General features: G+C 69.2%; 15 protein-coding genes. 10 read left to right on the top strand and 5 right to left on the bottom strand.

Annotation, left to right across the window (positions count from 1 at the left end):
- The first annotated feature begins 8 nt into the window (after positions 1–8).
- The 7 genes from AC5WAM_RS11045 (at position 9) to AC5WAM_RS11015 (ending at position 8,936) form a co-directional block, all read left to right on the top strand.
- The gene (locus AC5WAM_RS11045) at positions 9–1,796 is read left to right on the top strand and encodes a recombinase family protein (RefSeq protein WP_495522495.1); all 1,788 of its coding nucleotides are present in this window, start codon (positions 9–11) and stop codon (positions 1,794–1,796) included.
- An 862-nt stretch (positions 1,797–2,658) separates the two neighbouring features.
- On the top strand, positions 2,659–3,009 hold the full coding sequence (locus AC5WAM_RS11040; protein WP_495522494.1) for an HNH endonuclease: 351 nt from the start codon (positions 2,659–2,661) through the stop codon (positions 3,007–3,009).
- 1,462 nt (positions 3,010–4,471) lie between these two features.
- Complete coding sequence (locus tag AC5WAM_RS11035) at positions 4,472–5,407, top strand: major capsid protein (protein WP_495522493.1); 936 nt, start codon at positions 4,472–4,474, stop codon at positions 5,405–5,407.
- A 131-nt stretch (positions 5,408–5,538) separates the two neighbouring features.
- Positions 5,539–6,717 carry a helix-turn-helix domain-containing protein gene (locus AC5WAM_RS11030; RefSeq protein ID WP_495522492.1) on the top strand — a complete coding sequence of 393 codons (1,179 nt, stop codon included), beginning with the start codon at positions 5,539–5,541 and terminating at the stop codon, positions 6,715–6,717.
- 325 nt (positions 6,718–7,042) lie between these two features.
- Entirely contained in the window at positions 7,043–7,234 is a 192-nt protein-coding gene (locus AC5WAM_RS11025) for a hypothetical protein (RefSeq protein ID WP_495522491.1), read from the top strand.
- Positions 7,235–7,653: 419 nt separating this feature from the next.
- Positions 7,654–8,562 (top strand): radical SAM/SPASM domain-containing protein, encoded by a 909-nt coding sequence (locus tag AC5WAM_RS11020; RefSeq protein ID WP_495522490.1) that lies wholly within the window; start codon positions 7,654–7,656, stop codon positions 8,560–8,562.
- A 26-nt stretch (positions 8,563–8,588) separates the two neighbouring features.
- Positions 8,589–8,936 carry a hypothetical protein gene (locus AC5WAM_RS11015; RefSeq protein ID WP_384791408.1) on the top strand — a complete coding sequence of 116 codons (348 nt, stop codon included), beginning with the start codon at positions 8,589–8,591 and terminating at the stop codon, positions 8,934–8,936.
- A gap of 303 nt (positions 8,937–9,239) precedes the next feature.
- On the opposite strand, the gene AC5WAM_RS11010 is transcribed toward AC5WAM_RS11015, so the two are convergent.
- On the bottom strand, positions 9,240–10,676 hold the full coding sequence (locus AC5WAM_RS11010) for a hypothetical protein (protein ID WP_495522489.1): 1,437 nt from the start codon (positions 10,674–10,676) through the stop codon (positions 9,240–9,242).
- A 69-nt stretch (positions 10,677–10,745) separates the two neighbouring features.
- A complete protein-coding gene (locus AC5WAM_RS11005) occupies positions 10,746–12,275 on the bottom strand; it encodes a helix-turn-helix domain-containing protein (protein ID WP_138962291.1) in 1,530 nt (509 codons plus the stop codon).
- Positions 12,276–12,766: 491 nt separating this feature from the next.
- Between AC5WAM_RS11005 and acnA the strand changes: the two genes are divergently transcribed.
- The gene (acnA, locus tag AC5WAM_RS11000) at positions 12,767–15,481 is read left to right on the top strand and encodes an aconitate hydratase AcnA (RefSeq protein WP_495522488.1); all 2,715 of its coding nucleotides are present in this window, start codon (positions 12,767–12,769) and stop codon (positions 15,479–15,481) included.
- A 67-nt stretch (positions 15,482–15,548) separates the two neighbouring features.
- Here acnA and AC5WAM_RS10995 read toward each other — a convergent pair whose 3' ends face one another.
- Positions 15,549–16,886, bottom strand: coding sequence for a flavin-containing monooxygenase (locus AC5WAM_RS10995; RefSeq protein ID WP_366793729.1), 1,338 nt, complete (start codon positions 16,884–16,886; stop codon positions 15,549–15,551).
- Positions 16,887–16,941: 55 nt separating this feature from the next.
- On the opposite strand from AC5WAM_RS10995, the gene AC5WAM_RS10990 reads away from it, so the two are divergent.
- Complete coding sequence (locus AC5WAM_RS10990) at positions 16,942–17,448, top strand: MerR family transcriptional regulator (RefSeq protein WP_495522487.1); 507 nt, start codon at positions 16,942–16,944, stop codon at positions 17,446–17,448.
- Here the strand turns inward: AC5WAM_RS10990 and AC5WAM_RS10985 are convergent, their stop codons facing one another.
- The gene (locus AC5WAM_RS10985; protein ID WP_495522486.1) at positions 17,449–17,592 is read right to left on the bottom strand and encodes a hypothetical protein; all 144 of its coding nucleotides are present in this window, start codon (positions 17,590–17,592) and stop codon (positions 17,449–17,451) included. It abuts the gene before it with no gap.
- A 253-nt stretch (positions 17,593–17,845) separates the two neighbouring features.
- On the opposite strand from AC5WAM_RS10985, the gene AC5WAM_RS10980 reads away from it, so the two are divergent.
- Positions 17,846–18,025 carry a hypothetical protein gene (locus AC5WAM_RS10980; protein ID WP_495522485.1) on the top strand — a complete coding sequence of 60 codons (180 nt, stop codon included), beginning with the start codon at positions 17,846–17,848 and terminating at the stop codon, positions 18,023–18,025.
- A gap of 85 nt (positions 18,026–18,110) precedes the next feature.
- Here AC5WAM_RS10980 and AC5WAM_RS10975 read toward each other — a convergent pair whose 3' ends face one another.
- A complete protein-coding gene (locus AC5WAM_RS10975) occupies positions 18,111–18,503 on the bottom strand; it encodes a VOC family protein (RefSeq protein WP_495522484.1) in 393 nt (130 codons plus the stop codon).
- Positions 18,504–18,600 lie beyond the last annotated feature (97 nt).

Raw genomic sequence — 18,600 nt, 5'->3', positions numbered from 1 at the left:
ATCGGGTCATGGCGGTATCCACGCAGGTCAGGGACGCGCGGCAAGGTTCGCTCTCCACAGAGAGCATGGAGAACCCCACCACACCTGTAAAGGATCTGCCTACCGAGACCCTGCGGGGCGTCCGCTGCATCCGCCTGTCCGTCCGCACCGACGAGACCACCAGCCCGGAGCGGCAGCGCGAGGCCGACGACGCAGCGGCGGCAGCCCTCGGCATCACCTTCGGCGAGGGTGCTGCCCTGCGTGAAGCGGTCGACCTGGACGTGTCCGCGTCCCTGGTCGGCCCCTTCGACCGTCCGCAGCTCGGCGGATGGCTGAAGCGCCCGGATGCGTTTGATGCCCTGGTGTTCTGGCGCTTCGACCGGGCCATCCGGGACATGGGCGACATGCACGAGCTTGCCAAGTGGGCCCGCGAGCACCGCAAGCTGATCGTGTTCGCCGAGGGCATCGGCGGGGGTCGGCTCGTGTTCGACTTCCGCAACCCGATGGATCCCATGAGCGAACTGATGATGCTCATGCTGGCTTTTGCCGCTCAGGTCGAGTCGCAGAGCATCAAGGACCGCGTCACCGGGGCTCAGGCAGCCATGCGGAGGATGCCGCTTCGCTGGCGGGGTGGCGGCAAGCCCGCCTATGGCTACCTGCCCGCCCCCATGCCCGCCGAGCACGGCGGGGTTGGTTGGACGCTGGTTCCGGACCCGTACGCGGTCACGATCATTGAGCGGATCATTGCCGAGCTGGTGGACGGCCGAGGGCTGCACACGATCGCGCGCGGGCTGAACGCGGACGGCGTGCTGTCCCCCTCGGCGCACTGGACGGCCTACCAGGCGCGCGCCAAGAAGAAGCCCGCCCCGGTCACGGACGAGTCCGTGAAGAAGCCCGCGCAGTGGCGTGCGCAGACCATCGAGAAGATGCTGACCAACGAAGCGCTCATGGGCTGGAAGATGCACCGCGGCAAGCCCGTGCGCGACGATGCGGGCAACCCCGTCATGGCCACGGACAGCCCGATTCTGACCCGCGAAGAGTTCGACCAGGCCGCCGCGCTCCTCACCCCGAAGCCGATCGAACAGAAGGCGCCCGAGCGCAAGGACTCCACCGCCCTGTTGCTGCGCGTCATGCACTGCAACGGATGCGACGAGCGTATGTACCTGAACCGGTCCAGCGGTACCTACCGGTGCTCATCGTACAAGTACGGGACCTACTGCCCCGCCCCCTGCACCGTGCGCGCTGAGTGGGTGGACGAGTACGTGAGCGACGAGTTCCTGAAGGCGGCGGGCAAGATCCAGATCAACCGCGTCATCGAGATACCCGGCTACGACCCGCAACCCGAGATAGACGCCACCCTCGCCGAGTTCGAGGACCACCAGAACGAGAAGGGGCGCCAGAAGTCCAAGAGCGCTCAGACAGCGTGGCAGCGCCGCGCGGACGCCCTGGACACACGTCTGGCAGAGCTGGAATCCCGCGAGAAGCGCGAACCCCGCCGCGAAGTCGTCCCCACCGGACGCACCTACGCCGACGACTGGACCGAGGGCGACACCACAGAGCGCCGCGCCATGCTCATCACCGCGGGAGCACGCCTGATGGTCAAGCCCGGTGGCAAGGGCGGATGGCGACGGCTCGATGTGCGCCGCGTTGAGTTCGCTATCACCGGGGAGTTGGACCCTGCCATTGCCGAGCTTGCGGCCACCGCGGGAGACATGGAAGCCGAGGAGCGGAAGGACGCGCCCCCGGCCCCGGGCAGTGCCGCCCGCCTCGCCGAGCCCGCCCCTGCCGAGACCGTGCGGGAACTGGTCGCCGCATAGCGGCGCCGTAGGGCCGAGCCAGTCCCGGCGGGCACCCGTCGCCTGCCGGGGCTCTCGGCTGCCCCGAGCCGTCCTCGCTCGTCCTCGGGCCGACCGGCCCAACAGCGGGGTGCAGGGTGGTGATGGAGTGACGGTTTACACCACTTTTTTGAAACGCATAGAAAAAATACATAGAAGGAGAGAACGGCGTCTCAAACGGCACTCCGCCACCGGTCGGCCCCTGCCCCTCGGCGAGCATCCTGCGCCCGCTAGGGTGCCGCTCGCGGCTAGGTCACCCGGTTGTATGCGGTGCAGTACAGCTAGCCGCGCAGAGCCCCGGCAGTCCCTCACGGACCGTCGGGGCTTTCCGCTGCTCGCCCTCGGGGACGACCGCGCCACAGCACGGTCACTCAGGGCGGTAGGCAAGGTCCGCTCCCTATCAATACCAGGAAGGGAACCAGCCCCGGGGAATCCGGTCAGGCAAGGTCCGCTCCCTATCAATACCGAGAGCGGGATTACCGCGCACCCGCCCTACAGGGGGACACACGGCGGTCTGAGTGTCCGCTCTCGGTCGTAGCGCTGTCCGTGCACCACGCACCCGTAAGGGGTGGCCGCAGGGGTCGTGAGGCAGCGCGCGGGGGCCGTACCGCCCATCAGTAACCCACTCGCCTAGCGAGTGTGCCGAACGGGGTTGGAAGCCCGTACGGCCCCCACAGCGTCCCGGACCGGTCCTCGCCGGCTCGGGCATCGCATGCCCGCTGACCCAACAGGTAGAGGTGCGCGGTACCGGCCCCGCAAGGGAGATCCGGAAGCAATCCGCAGAGTTCCCCGGTTCGAGTCCGGGGGCGGGCACTCCACAACAACGACGACCAGGCGGTGACTCATGACCCCGTGTGTTGAGTGCAGTGAGGCGGCAACTCGGCGTGGACGCTGCGACGTTCACGATGCGCAGTACCAGGCGCGTTCCTCGGTGCGCTCACGTCGTTCACGCGGTAGGCGTCGTGCGAAGCGGCATGATGCGGCGGCGCGGCTCCGCAGACGGATACAGGAGCGCGGTCATGCGTGGTGTGACTGGTGCTTGGGTGACTTCCCCGCGGATGCGGTGGACGTGGACCATGTGCGGCCCCTCGCGATGGGTGGGACGGACACTGCGGGCAACGTGCAAGTCCTGTGCCGAGGGTGCCATGCCCTCAAGACGGCAACGGAGTTCGGGGCTGTGCGTGTTGCGGCGTGACATGGCTCCGCCCCGGCACATGATCGACATTCACCGGGGCGGTGGCGGGACGGACACGGTTGGGACGTCAATCTGCTTTGCCGTCCGTGCACAAGCTTAAGACGCGCGAGGCTTTCGGGCCGCTGGCCCTTCACCCTTTGTGCTTTTCCGGCAATTCCTGGAAGTGGACACCCGGGGCCTTTTCCGTCCGGGTCGGGCTGGCAATCTTTCGCTGGTCTGCCTGCTTCGAAGGTCCTTACTTCGTTCGGCTCTTCTACTTCGACTTCTTCTTCGGTTCTGACCACTGTTCGAGTTCGGAAGGGATGCGGTGTGAACGCGCACGCTGCCTAGTCGGCCCGACTTCCCGACCGATCGGCGGTACCGGACTCATGTCATTTCTCCACGCAAGCACGTTCGCTCTGGCATAGGGATCTGAGTTACGCTTAATGACGCCGTAGTACTCCTTCACTCGTAGTTGAACCCCTGGCACTTTAGGGGACCGGCTAACGCGGATTAGTACGTGTGACCCCTCCTCTACGCCCTTAACACCTCTTGGAATGTAGGCGGAGAACACGTCACCATTTCCGACCTTGACTTTGGCGATACGGCGCGGCTCACCATTTTTCATGGCGTGCACGGTTTCGATTCCGATTGCTACGCCTCGCCGCGCAGCCCTTATCTTCACGAGCGTACGGCGCTCATTTTCACGCCCGATCCTTCTAGGCATTCTCCGAATCGTCTTCTCGCGATTCATTTTGCGCTTTACGAGCTTTAGTACCTGTCTCACGTCGCCATGAGCGGTTTCTACGATGACCATGCGATGCCTTCCGGAATGTGCGCGCGTTGCCCCTGGCAGCGTCCAGGACTGCCGATTGGACCGCAAGCCCGCTTCACCCAGATGGGGCGAGAAGAAACGATCCCCACCCCTTTGGAGGTGATCCCCCATGCCCCGAAGACCCCGTCCCCCTTGCTCTGTCCCCGGGTGCCCCGAGCTGACGAGCGGGGGACGCTGCCCGAAGCACGAGCGCGAGGCACAGCAGCAGCGAGGCACGACAGCCGAGCGGGGCTATGACACACGGTGGCAGCGCATCCGGCGCCGGTACTTGTACGCGCATCCGTGGTGCGTGCTGTGCTCGCGCATCGCGACCGTGGCCGATCACTTCCCTGAGTCGCGCCGCTCGCTGGTGGCTCGGGGCGTCAGTGATCCGGACGCGTTCTCTCGTCTGCGTCCGCTGTGCACGACGTGCCACAACCGCGAGACCGCGAAGCATCAGCCGGGTGGTTGGGCTGCCGAGCGTGTCCGTCCTCGCCGTTTCTGAGTCGGCGACCAGGGGGTGACCCCCGCGCCTCGCCGAGACGGATCGGCAGGGAGGCAAAAAACTGGCATGGCTCATTTGAGCGTTCCCGTGGGCCATGCCCATCGCCAGACATTCTGGCGCTCACTTGATTGCCGAATTTCGGCTAACCACTAAGGAGAACTCTTATGGCATTAACTCTGGCCGAGTCCGCGAAGCTCTCTCAGGATGATCTGCGGCGTGGAGTGATCGAGACCTTCGTTCAGGAGTCTCCTACCCTGGATCGACTGCCGCTGATAGATGTGGCGGGGAATGCCTATCGCTACAACGAAGAATCCTCCCTTCCCGGCGTCTCGTTCCGGGCAGTGAACGAGGCGTACCCGGAGAGCACCGGTGCTGTGAACCAGCGGATCGAGACGCTGGCCATCCTCGGCGGTGACGCGGACGTGGACAAGTTCATCGTGCAGACCCGGGGGAACCTGAACGACCAGCGGGCCATTCAGACCGTGATGAAGGTCAAGGCCGCCGCCATCCACTTTGCGGACCAGTTCTTCAATGGCGACACCGCGGTGAACCCCAAGGGGTTCGACGGTTTGCGCAAGCGGCTGCTCGGCTCTCAAGTCCTGGACGCGAAGGGCGTCGGGCCTGTGGCCAACGGCTATGACTTCTTTGATGCGTTGGACGCGCTGACCGCACAGATACGCGGCATCAACGGAGCCAACGGCGCGCTGTACATGAACGCCGAGATCCGCGCCAAGATCGTGTCCGGCTTCCGCCGACTCGGCGGCGGCGAACTCCTCCCCTCTGAGATTGCGGGGAAGCGCACCGTTGCCTGGAACGGCGTCCCGCTCCTGGACGCCGGACAGAAGCTGGACGGCACCGACGTGCTGCCCCTGACAACCGGCACGGGCGGTAAGCAGACCGGCGACATCTACGCCGTACGCTTCGGCTCCTCCGAAGCCGATGCCGCTGTCTCCGGCCTGACCAACGGCGGCATCCAGGTCACCGACCTCGGCGAGTCCCACGACAAGCCCGTCTACCGCACCCGTATCGACTTCTACTGCGGGCTCGCACTGTTCGGCGGCAAGGCGGCCGCCCGCCTGACCGGCGTCCTGAACGGCTAACGCTCACAGAGCCCCGCGCTCGTCACCCTTCGGGGCGGCGGGGGTGGGGCCTTTCGTGTTTCCGAGGCTGATCGCCGGACGCACAAGTGATCCCCTGCCTGGCGTAGCATCTCCGGCGTACGCTGCGAACTATGAGCAGTGTCGGGGATCGGTTGAGGGAACTCCGCAAGCGCGCTGATCTCACGCAGCGCGAGCTGGCCAAGGCATCCGGGGTGTCGTTCCGGACCGTCGAGAACCTGGAGCAGGGCCGAGGCGGCACGCCTCGTCTGGAGACGCTGCGAAAGCTGGCCGCTCCCCTGCGCACGACCACGAGCTATCTACAGGGCGACCGGGCAGAGGCCGGTGATCCGGATGCTGGCACCGTGGAGCGCTGGGCGGGCGTGCGGTCCGTTCTCATGGGTCCGCCGCCGGTGTTGGGCCCGGATGACGCGCCGCCGACCGTGGCAGGCGTTCAGACCCTCGTACGCGACATGACGCCCCTGTTCTCCGGGGACCAGTTCGCGGAACTGTCCACCGTGCTCCCGCCGTTGCTTCGCGAGGCCGAACTACTCGGCGCGGAAGGGCGGAGCGTCCGCGTACGACTCCTGCAACTCGCCGGGTGGCTCATGGTCCAGACCCGCCAGTTCGAGGCCGCAGAGGTAGCCCTGTCACGGGCCCTGGACGGCTCCGCCGACAGGCTGGAGGGAGCCGCCACGGTCACCACGCAGTGCTGGCTGCTCCTCCGCCAAGGCCGACTGTCAGCGGCCCGCGAGCTGGCTGCCCGATGGGCCGACGAGCTTGAGCCCCGCATGTCCAGAGCGACGCCGGACGAGCTGAGTGCGTGGGGTTGGGCGCTGCTGCGGCTGTCTGCCGCCAGCGTGCGGGACGAGCGTCCAGGGGACGCCGATGACGCGCTCCGCTTGGCTCATGCTGCCGCTGTAGCCCTGGGGCGGGAGCACGCGCCCGGCGGCGACTTCCTCCGGGCGTTCGGGCCGACCACCGTAGCTCTGAAGCGGGCCGAGAACGCTTCGGTCGTGCAGCGCCCGGATGAAGTGCTGAGACTGTCCGCCCTCGTTCCCATGGGCGGTCGTCGCCCCACGTCGAACAACTGGAACCGTCACCTATTGGATGTGGCGAACGCCGAGGTGGAACTACGGAACTACGGGCGGGCCGTCGAGAAGCTGACCGAGATCCGGAACAATTCTCCCGAATGGCTCCCGAACCAGCGGTTCGCGCGAGACATCCTCGGCAAGGTGGTGCGCAAGCGTAGGCGGTTGACCCCTGAGATCCGTGAACTGGCCGACGCGGTACGCCTACCTGCGGATATGTGACTTTCACTCAGGCGCTCCCCAAACTCCCAATTGTTTGGGGGGCGTTGCCGTCCGATGGTCGTTGCAGAGACAACGCGAGGGGACGGCGAAAATCCATGGATATCGAATGGACCCCGACCACGGGAACGTACGCGGTGGACACGGCAGACAGCCGCATCGGGGAAGTCCGAAGACTGCACGAGGGGAACGTGCACCTCGTACCCCCGGGCGGAGGGATTGAGTGGACGGCGCCGCCCGGCCGACTGCGCAAGCCGACTGAAAACGAGACGTGGCAGGCGCGGGTTTGGACACGCCCGGTTGGGTCACTGCCGTGACAGTCCCGTGGGTGCCCGCGCCGGGCGACCTGGTCAAGGACTCAGACGGCCGGATCGGGGAAGCACTCGCGTGGGACGGCCAGACGGTCACAGTCACGCTGGCCTCGCTGCGGGATGGGGAGCTGTGGGAAACGGACACGTTCAGTCCCGCCAGCGACCTTGATGAACTCCGCGCCTTGCTCCTGAAATTGGTGCAGCAGTGACTGCCCTTGCACGCCCCCACAAGCGTGCTGATCAGCCCTCACTGCCCTCAGAGTCGATGGGCCTTATCGACGACCCCACAGGCCCGTACGCGGAGTCTCCGCCCGGCTGGTGGGACCGGTTCGGCGGCGCGCTGGATTGGCGCTCCGGTGTCGTCCACATTCCACAGGGCCGGGCACGCGAACTCCCAGCCTGCCCCTTCCCCTGCCGACGGTGCCGCACATCAGGGCGCCAACGGGCCACCTGATCCAGCACCAGGGCGTACGCGTACTCAAGACTCCCCTCCTCGGATCGCTGCCCAGACCCCGCGCCATTCGAGGAGGGGCACTACGCCCGTCCGGCCGCACGCCTTCCCTTTTCCCGTGAGCGGAGTCGGCCGGGCGGGCCGCAATCTCTCATCCCATCCGCAAGGAGTCTCCAGATGAGCGCTGCCCAAAACTCGCTGAAATTCGCCTGGTTAGAGGTGACGGGACTCTGCAACGAGTTCTGCGATCACTGCTATGCCGACTCGTCCCCCCAGGGGACACACGGCACGATGGCCATGCAGGACTGGACACGCACCATCGACCAGTTGGCAGCCATGGGCGCCGAGGACGTCCAGTTCATCGGCGGCGAACCGACCCTGTACCCGCACCTGCGGGAACTGATCACGCACGCCCACGGGGCAGGGTTGTCGGTCGAGGTGTTCTCCAACTTGACCCACATCCGGGGCCATCTGTGGGAGACGTTCAAGGAGTGCGGGGTCAAGCTCGCCACGTCGTACTACTCGGACACGGCCACCGAGCACGACCAGGTGACCCGGCTCCGGGGCTCCCACAAGCGGACCCGCGCGAACGTGGCCAAAGCGCTCAGCCTTGGTATCCCACTGAGGGGCGGCGTCGTTGCCGTGAACCAAGGTCAGCGCGTGCAGGAGGCAGCGCGGGACCTGGCGGCGCTGGGGGTGGAAACGGTCGGCGGGGACCGTACGCGGGCATTCGGCCGCGCCAGCAACGGGGCCACACCGACGATCGCCGACCTGTGCGGGCACTGCGCCCACGAGAAGTGCGCCATCGGTCCTTCCGGGGACATCTGGCCGTGCGTGCTGGGGCGGTTCCTGACCATCGGCAACGTGCTCCAAACGCCGCTCGCCGAAATCTGGGGTGGCGAACAGATGACCACGGTGACGGCCGAGATCGCCGCCGTACACGGAGAAGGTGCGCAGTCGTGCACACCGCCTCAGTTCCTGCCCATGTGCGGGCCCTGCGGACCGTGTGTCCCCTCCGTGGGGCACTGCGATCCAAGGGAGGCCGACGCCGTGGTGGAGGCGGCTACGATCGGCGCACCCGCTTGACCCTCCGGAACCGCAGGAGCGCACAAATGGACGACCACGGAGACGACTTCAGCAAGTGGGGCACGGAAACCCCCATCGGTGCCGTGCAGCGGAGCGAAGAGGAATGGGCCACCATCGCTGGGTACATCCGGCACGCCGCGAACAAGGTCGGCCCTGATCTTCCTCTGTGTCTCCCTGGCGAGCCGCAGGAGTGCGGGCGGACGGCTCAGCAACACGTGTTGGCGTGGGCGGCACACCTCAAGGCTGTGGCCCACCACCTCATTGAGCAGTCAGCGCCGAGCGAGGCGCGAGCCGCGCACGTGGCCGGACCCCTGTACCAACAGCGGCTGGCTCAGCTTCGTGCCTTGGACAGCTCCGAACACATTCAACAGTGACCGGCACTGGCCCTCCCCGTGCGCTACCTGAGGGCCGCACGGGGAGGGCTTTCGCGCGCTCTGACCAGGCACTACCCTCAGAACTCCTACTAGCGAGCATCGGGGCTTCCCGATCCGAGGGCTGCCGCCCCCGTGCCCCCGCCTTTTCGGCGCTTCGCGCCTCGTCCTCAAACGCCGGACGGGCTGGATGGTGCCGCTTGCGGCTGTGTTTCAGCCCCTCCGGCGTTTGAGGAGCGGGGGTCTGGGGGCGGAGCCCCCAGGAAGCGGGAAGGGGTGGGTCTGGGGCGCCCCGCGAGGGCAGCGCTAGCGCGGCGGGGCGAACTTCCGGGAAGAGAAGGCCACGGCGTCCTTCGGCCCCGCGCCGCGCGTGATCCACCAGTGCGTCGGCACCGACCCGTACGTGTCGTACAGCTTCGGCGACTGCCAGGTCAGCACCACCTCGTCCGCACCGCCCCCGTCGAGGTCGGCGGCGAAGCGCACCAGCCACTGCCCGCTCCCCACGGGAATCCGCTTGCCGTCCACCCGCGCGGGCGGCTTGCGCACCAGGAGGCCGACCCGGCGGTCACCCTCGTAGAGGACGGCACCCCGGCGGCTGTCGAGCAGCAGCGCGTCCCGGCCGTCGCCGTCGTGGTCGACGGCGGTGTAGGCCCCGGTCACGCGCTCGGCGGGCCGGTACGTGCGGACGGGCCCGCCGTCGCCCGGGTAGACGGCGTAGCTCCCGGCGACGTCGGGGGCCTCGGCCCCCGCGTCCGGTTCGTCGTTGCGGCCGCCGTCGTCGCCGACGGCGAGGTCGCGGGTGCCGTCCCCGTCGAAGTCGCCGAACGCGTAGCCGTTGCCCTTGCGCACCGGGCGGCTGGTGGCGGCGAGGCCGCCGCCGGGCCGGGCCGCGAAGTACTGGCCCGCCGACTGCTCGCCGTCGTTGCCGTAGTGCACGAACAGACCGGTGGTGCGCGGCTTGCCCGACGGGGCGATGTCGTCGGCGCGCAGGCTGCCGTACGACGTGTACTGCGGCTGCGGCAGGGCCCGCCGCTCGGTGCGCGCGGCCGCGCCCGCGCGCGTGAACGGGCCGAACAGCAGCACTACGGACGTCCCGTCGGCCCGCAGGCCCGCCAGGTCGTGGCGGCCGTCGCCGTCGAAGTCGCCCCGGACCGTCTCGTCGAAGCCGGCCGCCGCGTCCGGCGCGGGAAGGCGGAGCCGGGTCGGGGCCGCGCCGCGCCGGGGCCCCGTGGGCCCGCCCCAGTTGACGTACTCGACCACGCGGTTCCCCGCGGGCGCCTCCTCGCCGGTGCGGGTGACGAAGTCCGCGAAGCCGTCGTCGTCCAGGTCGGCGGTGGTCCCGGGGTACGGCGGGGTGTTCCCGACGGCGCTGGGGTCGGGCACGGCGAGGTCCTCGGCGGTGTAGAGGGTCCGGGTCGTCGGGTCGGGCCCGCGCGGGGAGCCGAAGACGACGGCGATCTGCGGCACCCCGCCGTGGCCGGCGGGCCAGGCCACGGGCACCTGCATCAGCAGGTCGGGGCGGCCGTCGCCGTTGACGTCGTCCGGGTCGCCGGAGCCCCGGCCGGGGGCGGGCGCGCGGCTCTCGGCGGGGACGACGTCCGGCGTCCGGGAGGACCCGGACCGCTCGCCGCCGCCGTCGCGGGAGCCGCGGGACCCGGAGCCGTCGGACCCGCCGCCGCACCCCGCGACCAGCGCGAGGGCGGTGAGTACGGAGACGGCGCGGGCCGCGCTGCGAGGAGTCATGGGGGACACCCTCACATCGCGGCCCGCGCCGATTCCACACAGATGTGCGACCAGGAGAAGAGGACGCTCCTAGATGTCCCGGAACGTCTCGATCTGCGCCCCGACGGAGTTCAGGCGCTCCGCCAGATCCTCGTAGCCGCGGTTGATCACGTACACGTTGCGCAGGACCGACGTACCCTCGGCCGCCATCATCGCGAGCAGCACGACCACGGCGGGGCGCAGCGCGGGCGGGCACATCATCTCGGCGGCGCGCCAGCGGGTCGGGCCCTCGACGAGCACCCGGTGCGGGTCGAGCAGCTGGAGGCGGCCGCCGAGGCGGTTCAGGTCCGTGAGGTAGATCGCGCGGTTGTCGTAGACCCAGTCGTGGATGAGGGTCTTGCCCTGCGCCGAGGCTGCGATGACCGCGAAGAAGGGGACGTTGTCGATGTTCAGGCCGGGGAACGGCATGGGGTGGATCTTGTCGATGGGCGCCTCCAGCTTGGAGGGGCGCACCGTGACGTCCACCAGGCGGGTGCGGCCGTTGTCCGCCGCGTACTCCGCCGAGCGGTCGTGGTCGAGGCCCATCTCCTCCAGGACGGCGAGCTCGATCTCCATGAACTCGATCGGCACCCGGCGGATGGTCAGCTCGGACTCGGTGACCACGGCGGCGGCGAGCAGGCTCATCGCCTCGACCGGGTCCTCGGAGGGGGAGTAGTCGACGTCCACGTCGATGTCCGGCACGCCGTGCACGGTCAGGGTCGTGGTGCCGATGCCCTCGACCTTGACGCCGAGCGCCTCCAGGAAGAAGCACAGGTCCTGGACCATGTAGTTGGAGGAGGCGTTGCGGATGACCGTGGTTCCGGCGGAGCGGGCGGCGGCGAGCAGCGCGTTCTCCGTCACCGTGTCGCCGCGCTCGGTCAGGACGATCGGGCGGTCGGGCGTGACGTCGCGGGCGACGTCCGCGTGGTAGAGCCCCTCGGTCGCGGCGATGTCCAGGCCGAAGCGGCGCAGCGCGATCATGTGCGGCTCGATCGTGCGGGTGCCGAGGTCGCAGCCGCCCGCGTACGGCAGCCGGAAGCGGTCCATGCGGTGCAGGAGCGGGCCGAGGAACATGATGATCGAGCGGGTGCGGCGGGCGGCGTCCGCGTCGATGGCGTCCATGTCGAGCCGGGCGGGCGGCACGATCTCCAGGTCCACGCCGTCGTTGATCCAACGGGTGCGGACGCCGATGGAGTTGAGGACCTCCAGGAGGCGGTAGACCTCTTCGATGCGGGCGACGCGGCGCAGGACCGTGCGGCCCTTGTTGAGCAGGGAGCCGCAGAGCAGGGCCACGCAGGCGTTCTTGCTGGTCTTGACGTCGATGGAACCGGAGAGACGGCGGCCGCCGACGACTCGCAGATGCATCGGACCCGAGTACCCGAGCGAGACGATTTCACTGTCCAGCGCCTCGCCGATCCGGGCGATCATCTCAAGGCTGATGTTCTGGTTGCCGCGCTCGATGCGGTTCACGGCGCTCTGGCTGGTGTTGAGCGCCTCGGCCAGCTGCGACTGTGTCCAGCCACGGTGCTGCCGGGCGTCACGAATGAGCTTGCCGATGCGTACGAGGTAGTCGTCTGCCATGCGCCAGAGGCTATCTCAGATATGAGATGAGGTACCCGCCGGGGTAGGCCATTAGGGGAATGACCGGTTCCGATCCGTCAGGCGTCCGCCCTCGCACAGGTGTTGAGCCGCAGGTGGGCGCCGTCCACCACTGTGCCCCCGCAGCGGGTGTGTCGCACGTCCGCGGCGGGGAACTCGGCCACTTGGCGCAGCGCCGGCCGTCGGTGAGCCCGGGGGCGCACACGCCCGGGCGTGCGGGGGCGATCGGTCCGTCCGGCATTCGAGGGCGAGTGCGCAGCGCGCAGCCCTGCCCGAGGCCCCGGGGCCAGCGTCCGCGCGGCTGATGTATTAGAGTTATCTCGACATCGAGATATCTGCCGAGGCGCACCGCAGCCGTACGCATCGCCAGTCCGGCGGTAAGGGTTACCTAACTTAGCCTTACCTTAGCGGATCGGCCAGGAGGCGTGACGGCAGGATGCGGTGGAACGCGCACATATATGAAGGAGACTGTCGTGTCGGCGAACAGCTTCGACGCCCGCAGCACGCTGCAGGTGGGCGACGAGTCGTACGAGATCTTCCGGCTGGACAAGGTGGAGGGCTCGGCCCGCCTGCCGTACAGCCTCAAGGTCCTGCTGGAGAACCTGCTCCGCACTGAGGACGGCGCCAACATCACCGCCGACCACATCCGTGCCCTCGGCGGCTGGGACTCGCAGGCCCAGCCCAGCCAGGAGATCCAGTTCACGCCGGCCCGCGTGATCATGCAGGACTTCACCGGCGTTCCCTGCGTCGTGGACCTCGCCACGATGCGTGAGGCCGTGAAGGCCCTGGGCGGCGACCCGGCGAAGGTCAACCCGCTCTCCCCGGCCGAGCTGGTCATCGACCACTCCGTCATCGCCGACAAGTTCGGCACCCACGACGCGTTCTCGCAGAACGTGGAGCTGGAGTACGGCCGCAACAAGGAGCGCTACCAGTTCCTGCGCTGGGGCCAGACCGCGTTCGACGACTTCAAGGTCGTCCCGCCGGGCACCGGCATCGTCCACCAGGTGAACATCGAGCACCTCGCGCGTACGGTCATGGTCCGAGGCGGCCAGGCGTACCCCGACACCCTGGTCGGCACCGACTCGCACACCACGATGGTCAACGGCCTGGGCGTCCTCGGCTGGGGCGTCGGCGGCATCGAGGCCGAGGCCGCGATGCTCGGCCAGCCGGTCTCCATGCTGATCCCGCGCGTCGTCGGCTTCAAGCTCACCGGTGAGCTCAAGCCCGGCACGACCGCCACCGACCTGGTGCTCACGATCACCGAGATGCTGCGCAAGCACGGCGTCGTCGGCAAGTTCGTCGAGTTCTACGGCGAGGGCGTCGCCGCCACCTCGCTGGCCAACCGCGCCACCATCGGCAACATGTCGCCGGAGTTCGGCTCCACCGCCGCGATCTTCCCGATCGACGGCGAGACCCTGAACTACCTCAAGCTCACCGGCCGCTCCGAGCAGCAGGTCGCGCTCGTCGAGGCGTACGCCAAGGAGCAGGGCCTGTGGCTGGACCCGGCCGCCGAGCCGGACTTCTCCGAGAAGCTGGAGCTGGACCTCTCCACGGTCGTCCCGTCGATCGCGGGTCCGAAGCGCCCGCAGGACCGCATCGTCCTCGCGAACGCCGCGCAGCAGTTCGCCCTGGACGTGCGCAACTACGTCGACACCGCCGACGAGGCGGGCAAGGAGTCCTTCCCGGCCTCCGACGCCCCGGCCACCACGAACGGCGTGCCGAGCAACCCGGTCCAGGTCACGGCCCCCGACGGCTCGACCTACGAGATCGACCACGGCGCCGTCACCGTCGCCGCGATCACCTCCTGCACCAACACGTCGAACCCGTACGTGATGGTCGCCGCCGCGCTCGTCGCGAAGAAGGCCGTCGAGAAGGGCCTGACCCGCAAGCCCTGGGTCAAGACCACCCTCGCCCCGGGCTCGAAGGTCGTCACCGACTACTTCGACAAGGCGGGCCTGACCCCGTACCTCGACAAGGTCGGCTTCAACCTCGTCGGCTACGGCTGCACCACCTGCATCGGCAACTCCGGCCCGCTGCCGGAGGAGGTCTCCAAGGCCGTCAACGACCACGACCTCGCCGTCACCTCGGTCCTCTCCGGCAACCGGAACTTCGAGGGCCGCATCAACCCCGACGTCAAGATGAACTACCTGGCGTCCCCGCCGCTGGTCGTCGCGTACGCGCTCGCGGGCTCCATGAAGGTGGACATCACCACGGAGGCGCTCGGCACCGACACCGAGGGCAAGCCGGTCTTCCTCAAGGACATCTGGCCGACCGAGGCCGAGGTCAACGACGTCGTGGCGAACGCCATCGGCGAGGACATGTTCAACAAGTCCTACCAGGACGTCTTCGCGGGCGACGCCCAGTGGCAGGCCCTGCCGATCCCGACCGGCAACACCTTCGAGTGGGACACCGAGTCCACCTACGTCCGCAAGCCCCCGTACTTCGAGGGCATGACGATGGAGACCACCCCGGTCTCCGACATCGAGGGCGCCCGCGTCCTGGCGAAGCTGGGCGACTCGGTCACCACCGACCACATCTCCCCGGCCGGTGCCATCAAGGCCGACACCCCGGCCGGCCAGTACCTCACGGAGCACGGCGTCGCCCGCCGCGACTTCAACAGCTACGGCTCGCGCCGCGGCAACCACGAGGTCATGATCCGCGGCACGTTCGCCAACATCCGCCTGCGCAACCAGATCGCGCCGGGCACCGAGGGCGGCTACACCCGCGACTTCACGAAGGACGGCGCCCCGGTCTCCTTCATCTACGACGCCTCGCAGAACTACCAGGCGGCCGGCACCCCGCTGGTCATCCTGGGCGGCAAGGAGTACGGCTCCGGCTCGTCCCGCGACTGGGCGGCCAAGGGCACCGCGCTCCTCGGCGTCAAGGCCGTCATCACCGAGTCGTACGAGCGCATCCACCGCTCGAACCTCATCGGCATGGGCGTCCTGCCGCTGCAGTTCCCGGCGGGCCAGTCGGCCGACTCGCTCGGCCTGACCGGTGAGGAGACCTTCTCCATCACGGGCGTCACCGAGCTGAACGAGGGCACGACCCCGAGCACGGTGAAGGTCACCACCGACACCGGTGTCGAGTTCGACGCGGTCGTGCGCATCGACACTCCCGGCGAGGCGGACTACTACCGCAACGGCGGCATCATGCAGTACGTGCTGCGCAGTCTGATCCGCAGTTAAGCGGCGAGGGCACGCGGCCGAGGGCCGCACCCCCGGATGTCTCCGGGGGTGCGGCCCTCTCGCGTGCTCACACGGTGATGAGCGCCGCCGGGGCTCCGGTGCGCAGCACGTGGTCGACGTGGATCAGGCGGGCGATGGACCGGCCGTTCTCCACGTTCGCCTCGATGCCCACGGGGGCGATCGAGTCCCCGTCCGGGAGCCCGGCGTAGTACAGGCCGGGGAGCGCCCCCAGGAGGCCCTTCTCCTGGACCGGCGCGCCGTGCTCGTCGAGGACGTGGTCGGGCAGGATGCGGTAGTCGGGGCCGAAGCCGGTGCACCAGACGATGGTCGTGATGCCGTGGCGCGCCAGGTCGAGCCGCTCGCCGAAGTCGGCCACGTGCGCCAGGGGGACCTCGGGCGCGGGCCGCTCCTGGGGCGCCGCGAATCCCCGCCGGCGGATGCGGGTGTCGATGATCTCGACGGCCCGCCGGAACGAGCGGGCGGACTCCTCCGCGACGGCGACGACGTTGTCCTTCAGGTGGAGTACGGTGCCGTCCGCCGCGCGTACGGAGCCGACCAGGGTGACGCCCTTCGCGGCCAGGGTGCCGAGGTTCAGGTCGCCGCGCTTGTCCCGCACGGCGGTCACCGGCAGGCCCGGCAGGACGGGTCCGCCGTCGCCGCCCGCGGCCCCGAACTCCTCGTACAGGGAAGGGAGCGCGCGGAGCCACTCCTGGATGCCGCGGCCGCGGTAGCGGCGCGGCCAGGCGCGGTGCCGCCCGACCGCGAGGAACGTGCGGCGCCCGGCGGCCGCCAGCTCGTCCGCGATCTGCTGGCCGCTGATGCCCGCGCCGACGACCAGGACGGCCCCGTCGGGCAGGGCCCCGGGGTTGCGGTAGGCGTGGGAGTGGAGCTGGTGGACGGCCGGGTCGACGTCGGCGGCCAGGGCGGGGGTGCGGGGGGCCGCGTAGCCGCCCACGGCCGCGACGAGGTTGCGGGATTCGACGACGCCGCCGGTGGCCAGGTGGGTGCGGAACCGTACGTCGTCCCGGTCGGCGGCGCCGGGCGGGCACTCGACGTGCGCCACGGGCGTGTGCTGGCGTATCCGCAGCCCCCGTTCCGTCGCGTACCGGCGCAGGACGCGGGCCAGTTCGGGGCCCGAGGGGCAGCCGTAGGGGTCGTCGCCTTCGTACTCCTGGCCGGGGAAGCGCAGCGAGCGGTTCCCGCTTCCGATCAGCAGGCTGTCCCAGCGTTCGTGGGCCCAGGCCTGGCCGATCTCCCCCCGCTCCAGGACGAGCGCGGCGCGGCCGAGCTCCTGGAGGGCCCCGGCCACTCCGCACCCTTGCTGACCGGCGCCGATGACCACGGTCTCGGCGTATTCGGCGTTCTTGGCGTTCTCGACGCGCTCCATGTGCTCGCCTGCTGTCATGACCGAACCCCTCTGCCGCGAGGACGCGGCTACTTAGGTTTACCTAAGTAAGACCTTGCGCGAGGGCGGCAAGCGGCGCTACGGCGCTACTGACCTGCGCCGCATCGGCCTCGCCTATCTGTGCTGCGTCGTCGGGCGGATGCCCCTCGACCAAGCCGCCGTCGTCACCTCCGGCAGGGCCACGCGCGATGCCTGGCAGGGCGCGATCGAGGCCCAGCTCGTGCAGGTGGAGCGGCAGATCACGGAGTTGGAGGCGGCCCGGAGCTATCTCCGCCACGCGCTGACCTGCACGGACGACGACATCGCGGGAGACTGTCCGGTCCTGGACGCCGAGTTGGCCACGCACACCCCACGCGGGCGCGTCCCGGCCCCGGACCTTGTCACCGCCGCCCGCACGGGCGGGCCGCCGCGTGACGAAAGTGCTGCGCCGGACCCTTCGTGTGACGAAAGGCCGTGCCCCGGCTGCGGGTTCCCGGTGCCGCGCTCGCCGCGCGGGCGGCCCCGGAGGTACTGCTCGCGGGCCTGCCGCCAGCGCGCCTACCGCGCGCGGCACCGGGAGTGATCAGCTCAGGGGGATGCTCTTGGTGGCCGACAGGAGCGGGATGAGGACGTAGTCGCCGTTGCCGGCGCCGCAGGTCGGGCTGGTCTCGCGGGTGTTGGAGACCTTGGTGCCGGTGGAGTAGCGCCCGTCGCCGCTCGGTGTCACCAGGGTGGTGAAGTGGTCGGTGCTGGCGCTGCGGTAGCGCCCCGCCCGAGGTTCAGCGCCCTGACGCCGTGCAGGACCGGGACGGGCAGGGCGCACGCGCCGACCGCCACGGTGAGCACCGGCCGCCGGGCGCGGCGGATCGACCATCGCGTCATCTCGTGCAGTCCGGGCGGCGGAAGCGCGCACCGAGTGCGGTGTGCGGCCGTCCGGAGGGCTTGTCGGGCTGTGGGGCCCATGACGCAGGGGAGTGATCATGCTCGCGAAGCCGCATCACAAGCTGATGCTGTTCATGGCCGTGACGACTGCCTTCGGGGTCCTCGGTGTCACTCTCGGTCTGCGCGGCAGCAATTACGTTCTGCTCGCGGCCGGAATCCTTGCGCTCGGCGGGAGCGTGACCCTTGCCGTAGCGATGGTGTCCCGCCGCACGAGCTGAAGTGGTGCCCGGCCGGTGCCGCGTACAAGGGCAAGGGGAGGTAGTGCGAAGGGGGTACGCGGGTCGCGTACCCCCTTCGGCCGGGCTAGTGCTGCGGCCAGCCGCCGTACGGGACGGTGATCAACTCCATGGCGTGGCCCGCCGGGTCGAGGAAGTAGACGCCCTTGCCGCCGTCGTTGTGGTTGATCTCCCCGGGGTGCTTCTGGTGGGGGTCGGCCCAGTGGTCCAGGCCGCGGGCGGTGATCTTCTCGTACGCCGCGTCGAACTCGGCCTCCGAGACCAGGAAGGCGTAGTGCTGCGGGGTGAGGTGTTCCGCGGGGATGGTGGCGAAGTCGAGGGTGACGCCGTTCGCCAGGGCGACCGCGACGAACGGGCCCCATTCGCTGGTGATCTCAAGTCCCAACAGGTCCGCGAAGAAGGCGGCGGACTCCCGGTTGTCCCGGGCGTGGACGATCGTGTGGTTGAGCTGTACCGACAAGGAATGCCTCCGAGGGCATGTCCCGCACCTCCATGCCTCACCCGGTCGGTGACCGGCACGCGATGCTGGCGGGATCTTAGGCAGGCCCGCGACGGTC

This window comes from Streptomyces sp. JLYT201 (assembly GCF_059448825.1).
Note: the sequence above shows the minus strand (reverse complement) of the source record. Positions and strands in the feature narration are given on the sequence as shown.

Excerpts from the sequence above, each read along its gene's own strand:
- AC5WAM_RS10995 (WP_366793729.1), bottom strand. The coding sequence starts at position 16,886 with ATGACAGCAGGCGAGCACATGGAGCGCGTCGAGAACGCCAAGAACGCC.
- AC5WAM_RS11005 (WP_138962291.1), bottom strand. The coding sequence starts at position 12,275 with ATGGCAGACGACTACCTCGTACGCATCGGCAAGCTCATTCGTGACGCC.
- AC5WAM_RS11030 (WP_495522492.1), top strand. The coding sequence starts at position 5,539 with ATGAGCAGTGTCGGGGATCGGTTGAGGGAACTCCGCAAGCGCGCTGAT.
- AC5WAM_RS11020 (WP_495522490.1), top strand. The coding sequence starts at position 7,654 with ATGAGCGCTGCCCAAAACTCGCTGAAATTCGCCTGGTTAGAGGTGACG.
- AC5WAM_RS11045 (WP_495522495.1), top strand. The coding sequence starts at position 9 with ATGGCGGTATCCACGCAGGTCAGGGACGCGCGGCAAGGTTCGCTCTCC.
- AC5WAM_RS11035 (WP_495522493.1), top strand. The coding sequence starts at position 4,472 with ATGGCATTAACTCTGGCCGAGTCCGCGAAGCTCTCTCAGGATGATCTG.
- AC5WAM_RS11040 (WP_495522494.1), top strand. The coding sequence starts at position 2,659 with ATGACCCCGTGTGTTGAGTGCAGTGAGGCGGCAACTCGGCGTGGACGC.
- AC5WAM_RS11010 (WP_495522489.1), bottom strand. The coding sequence starts at position 10,676 with ATGACTCCTCGCAGCGCGGCCCGCGCCGTCTCCGTACTCACCGCCCTC.
- AC5WAM_RS10980 (WP_495522485.1), top strand. The coding sequence starts at position 17,846 with ATGCTCGCGAAGCCGCATCACAAGCTGATGCTGTTCATGGCCGTGACG.
- AC5WAM_RS11015 (WP_384791408.1), top strand. The coding sequence starts at position 8,589 with ATGGACGACCACGGAGACGACTTCAGCAAGTGGGGCACGGAAACCCCC.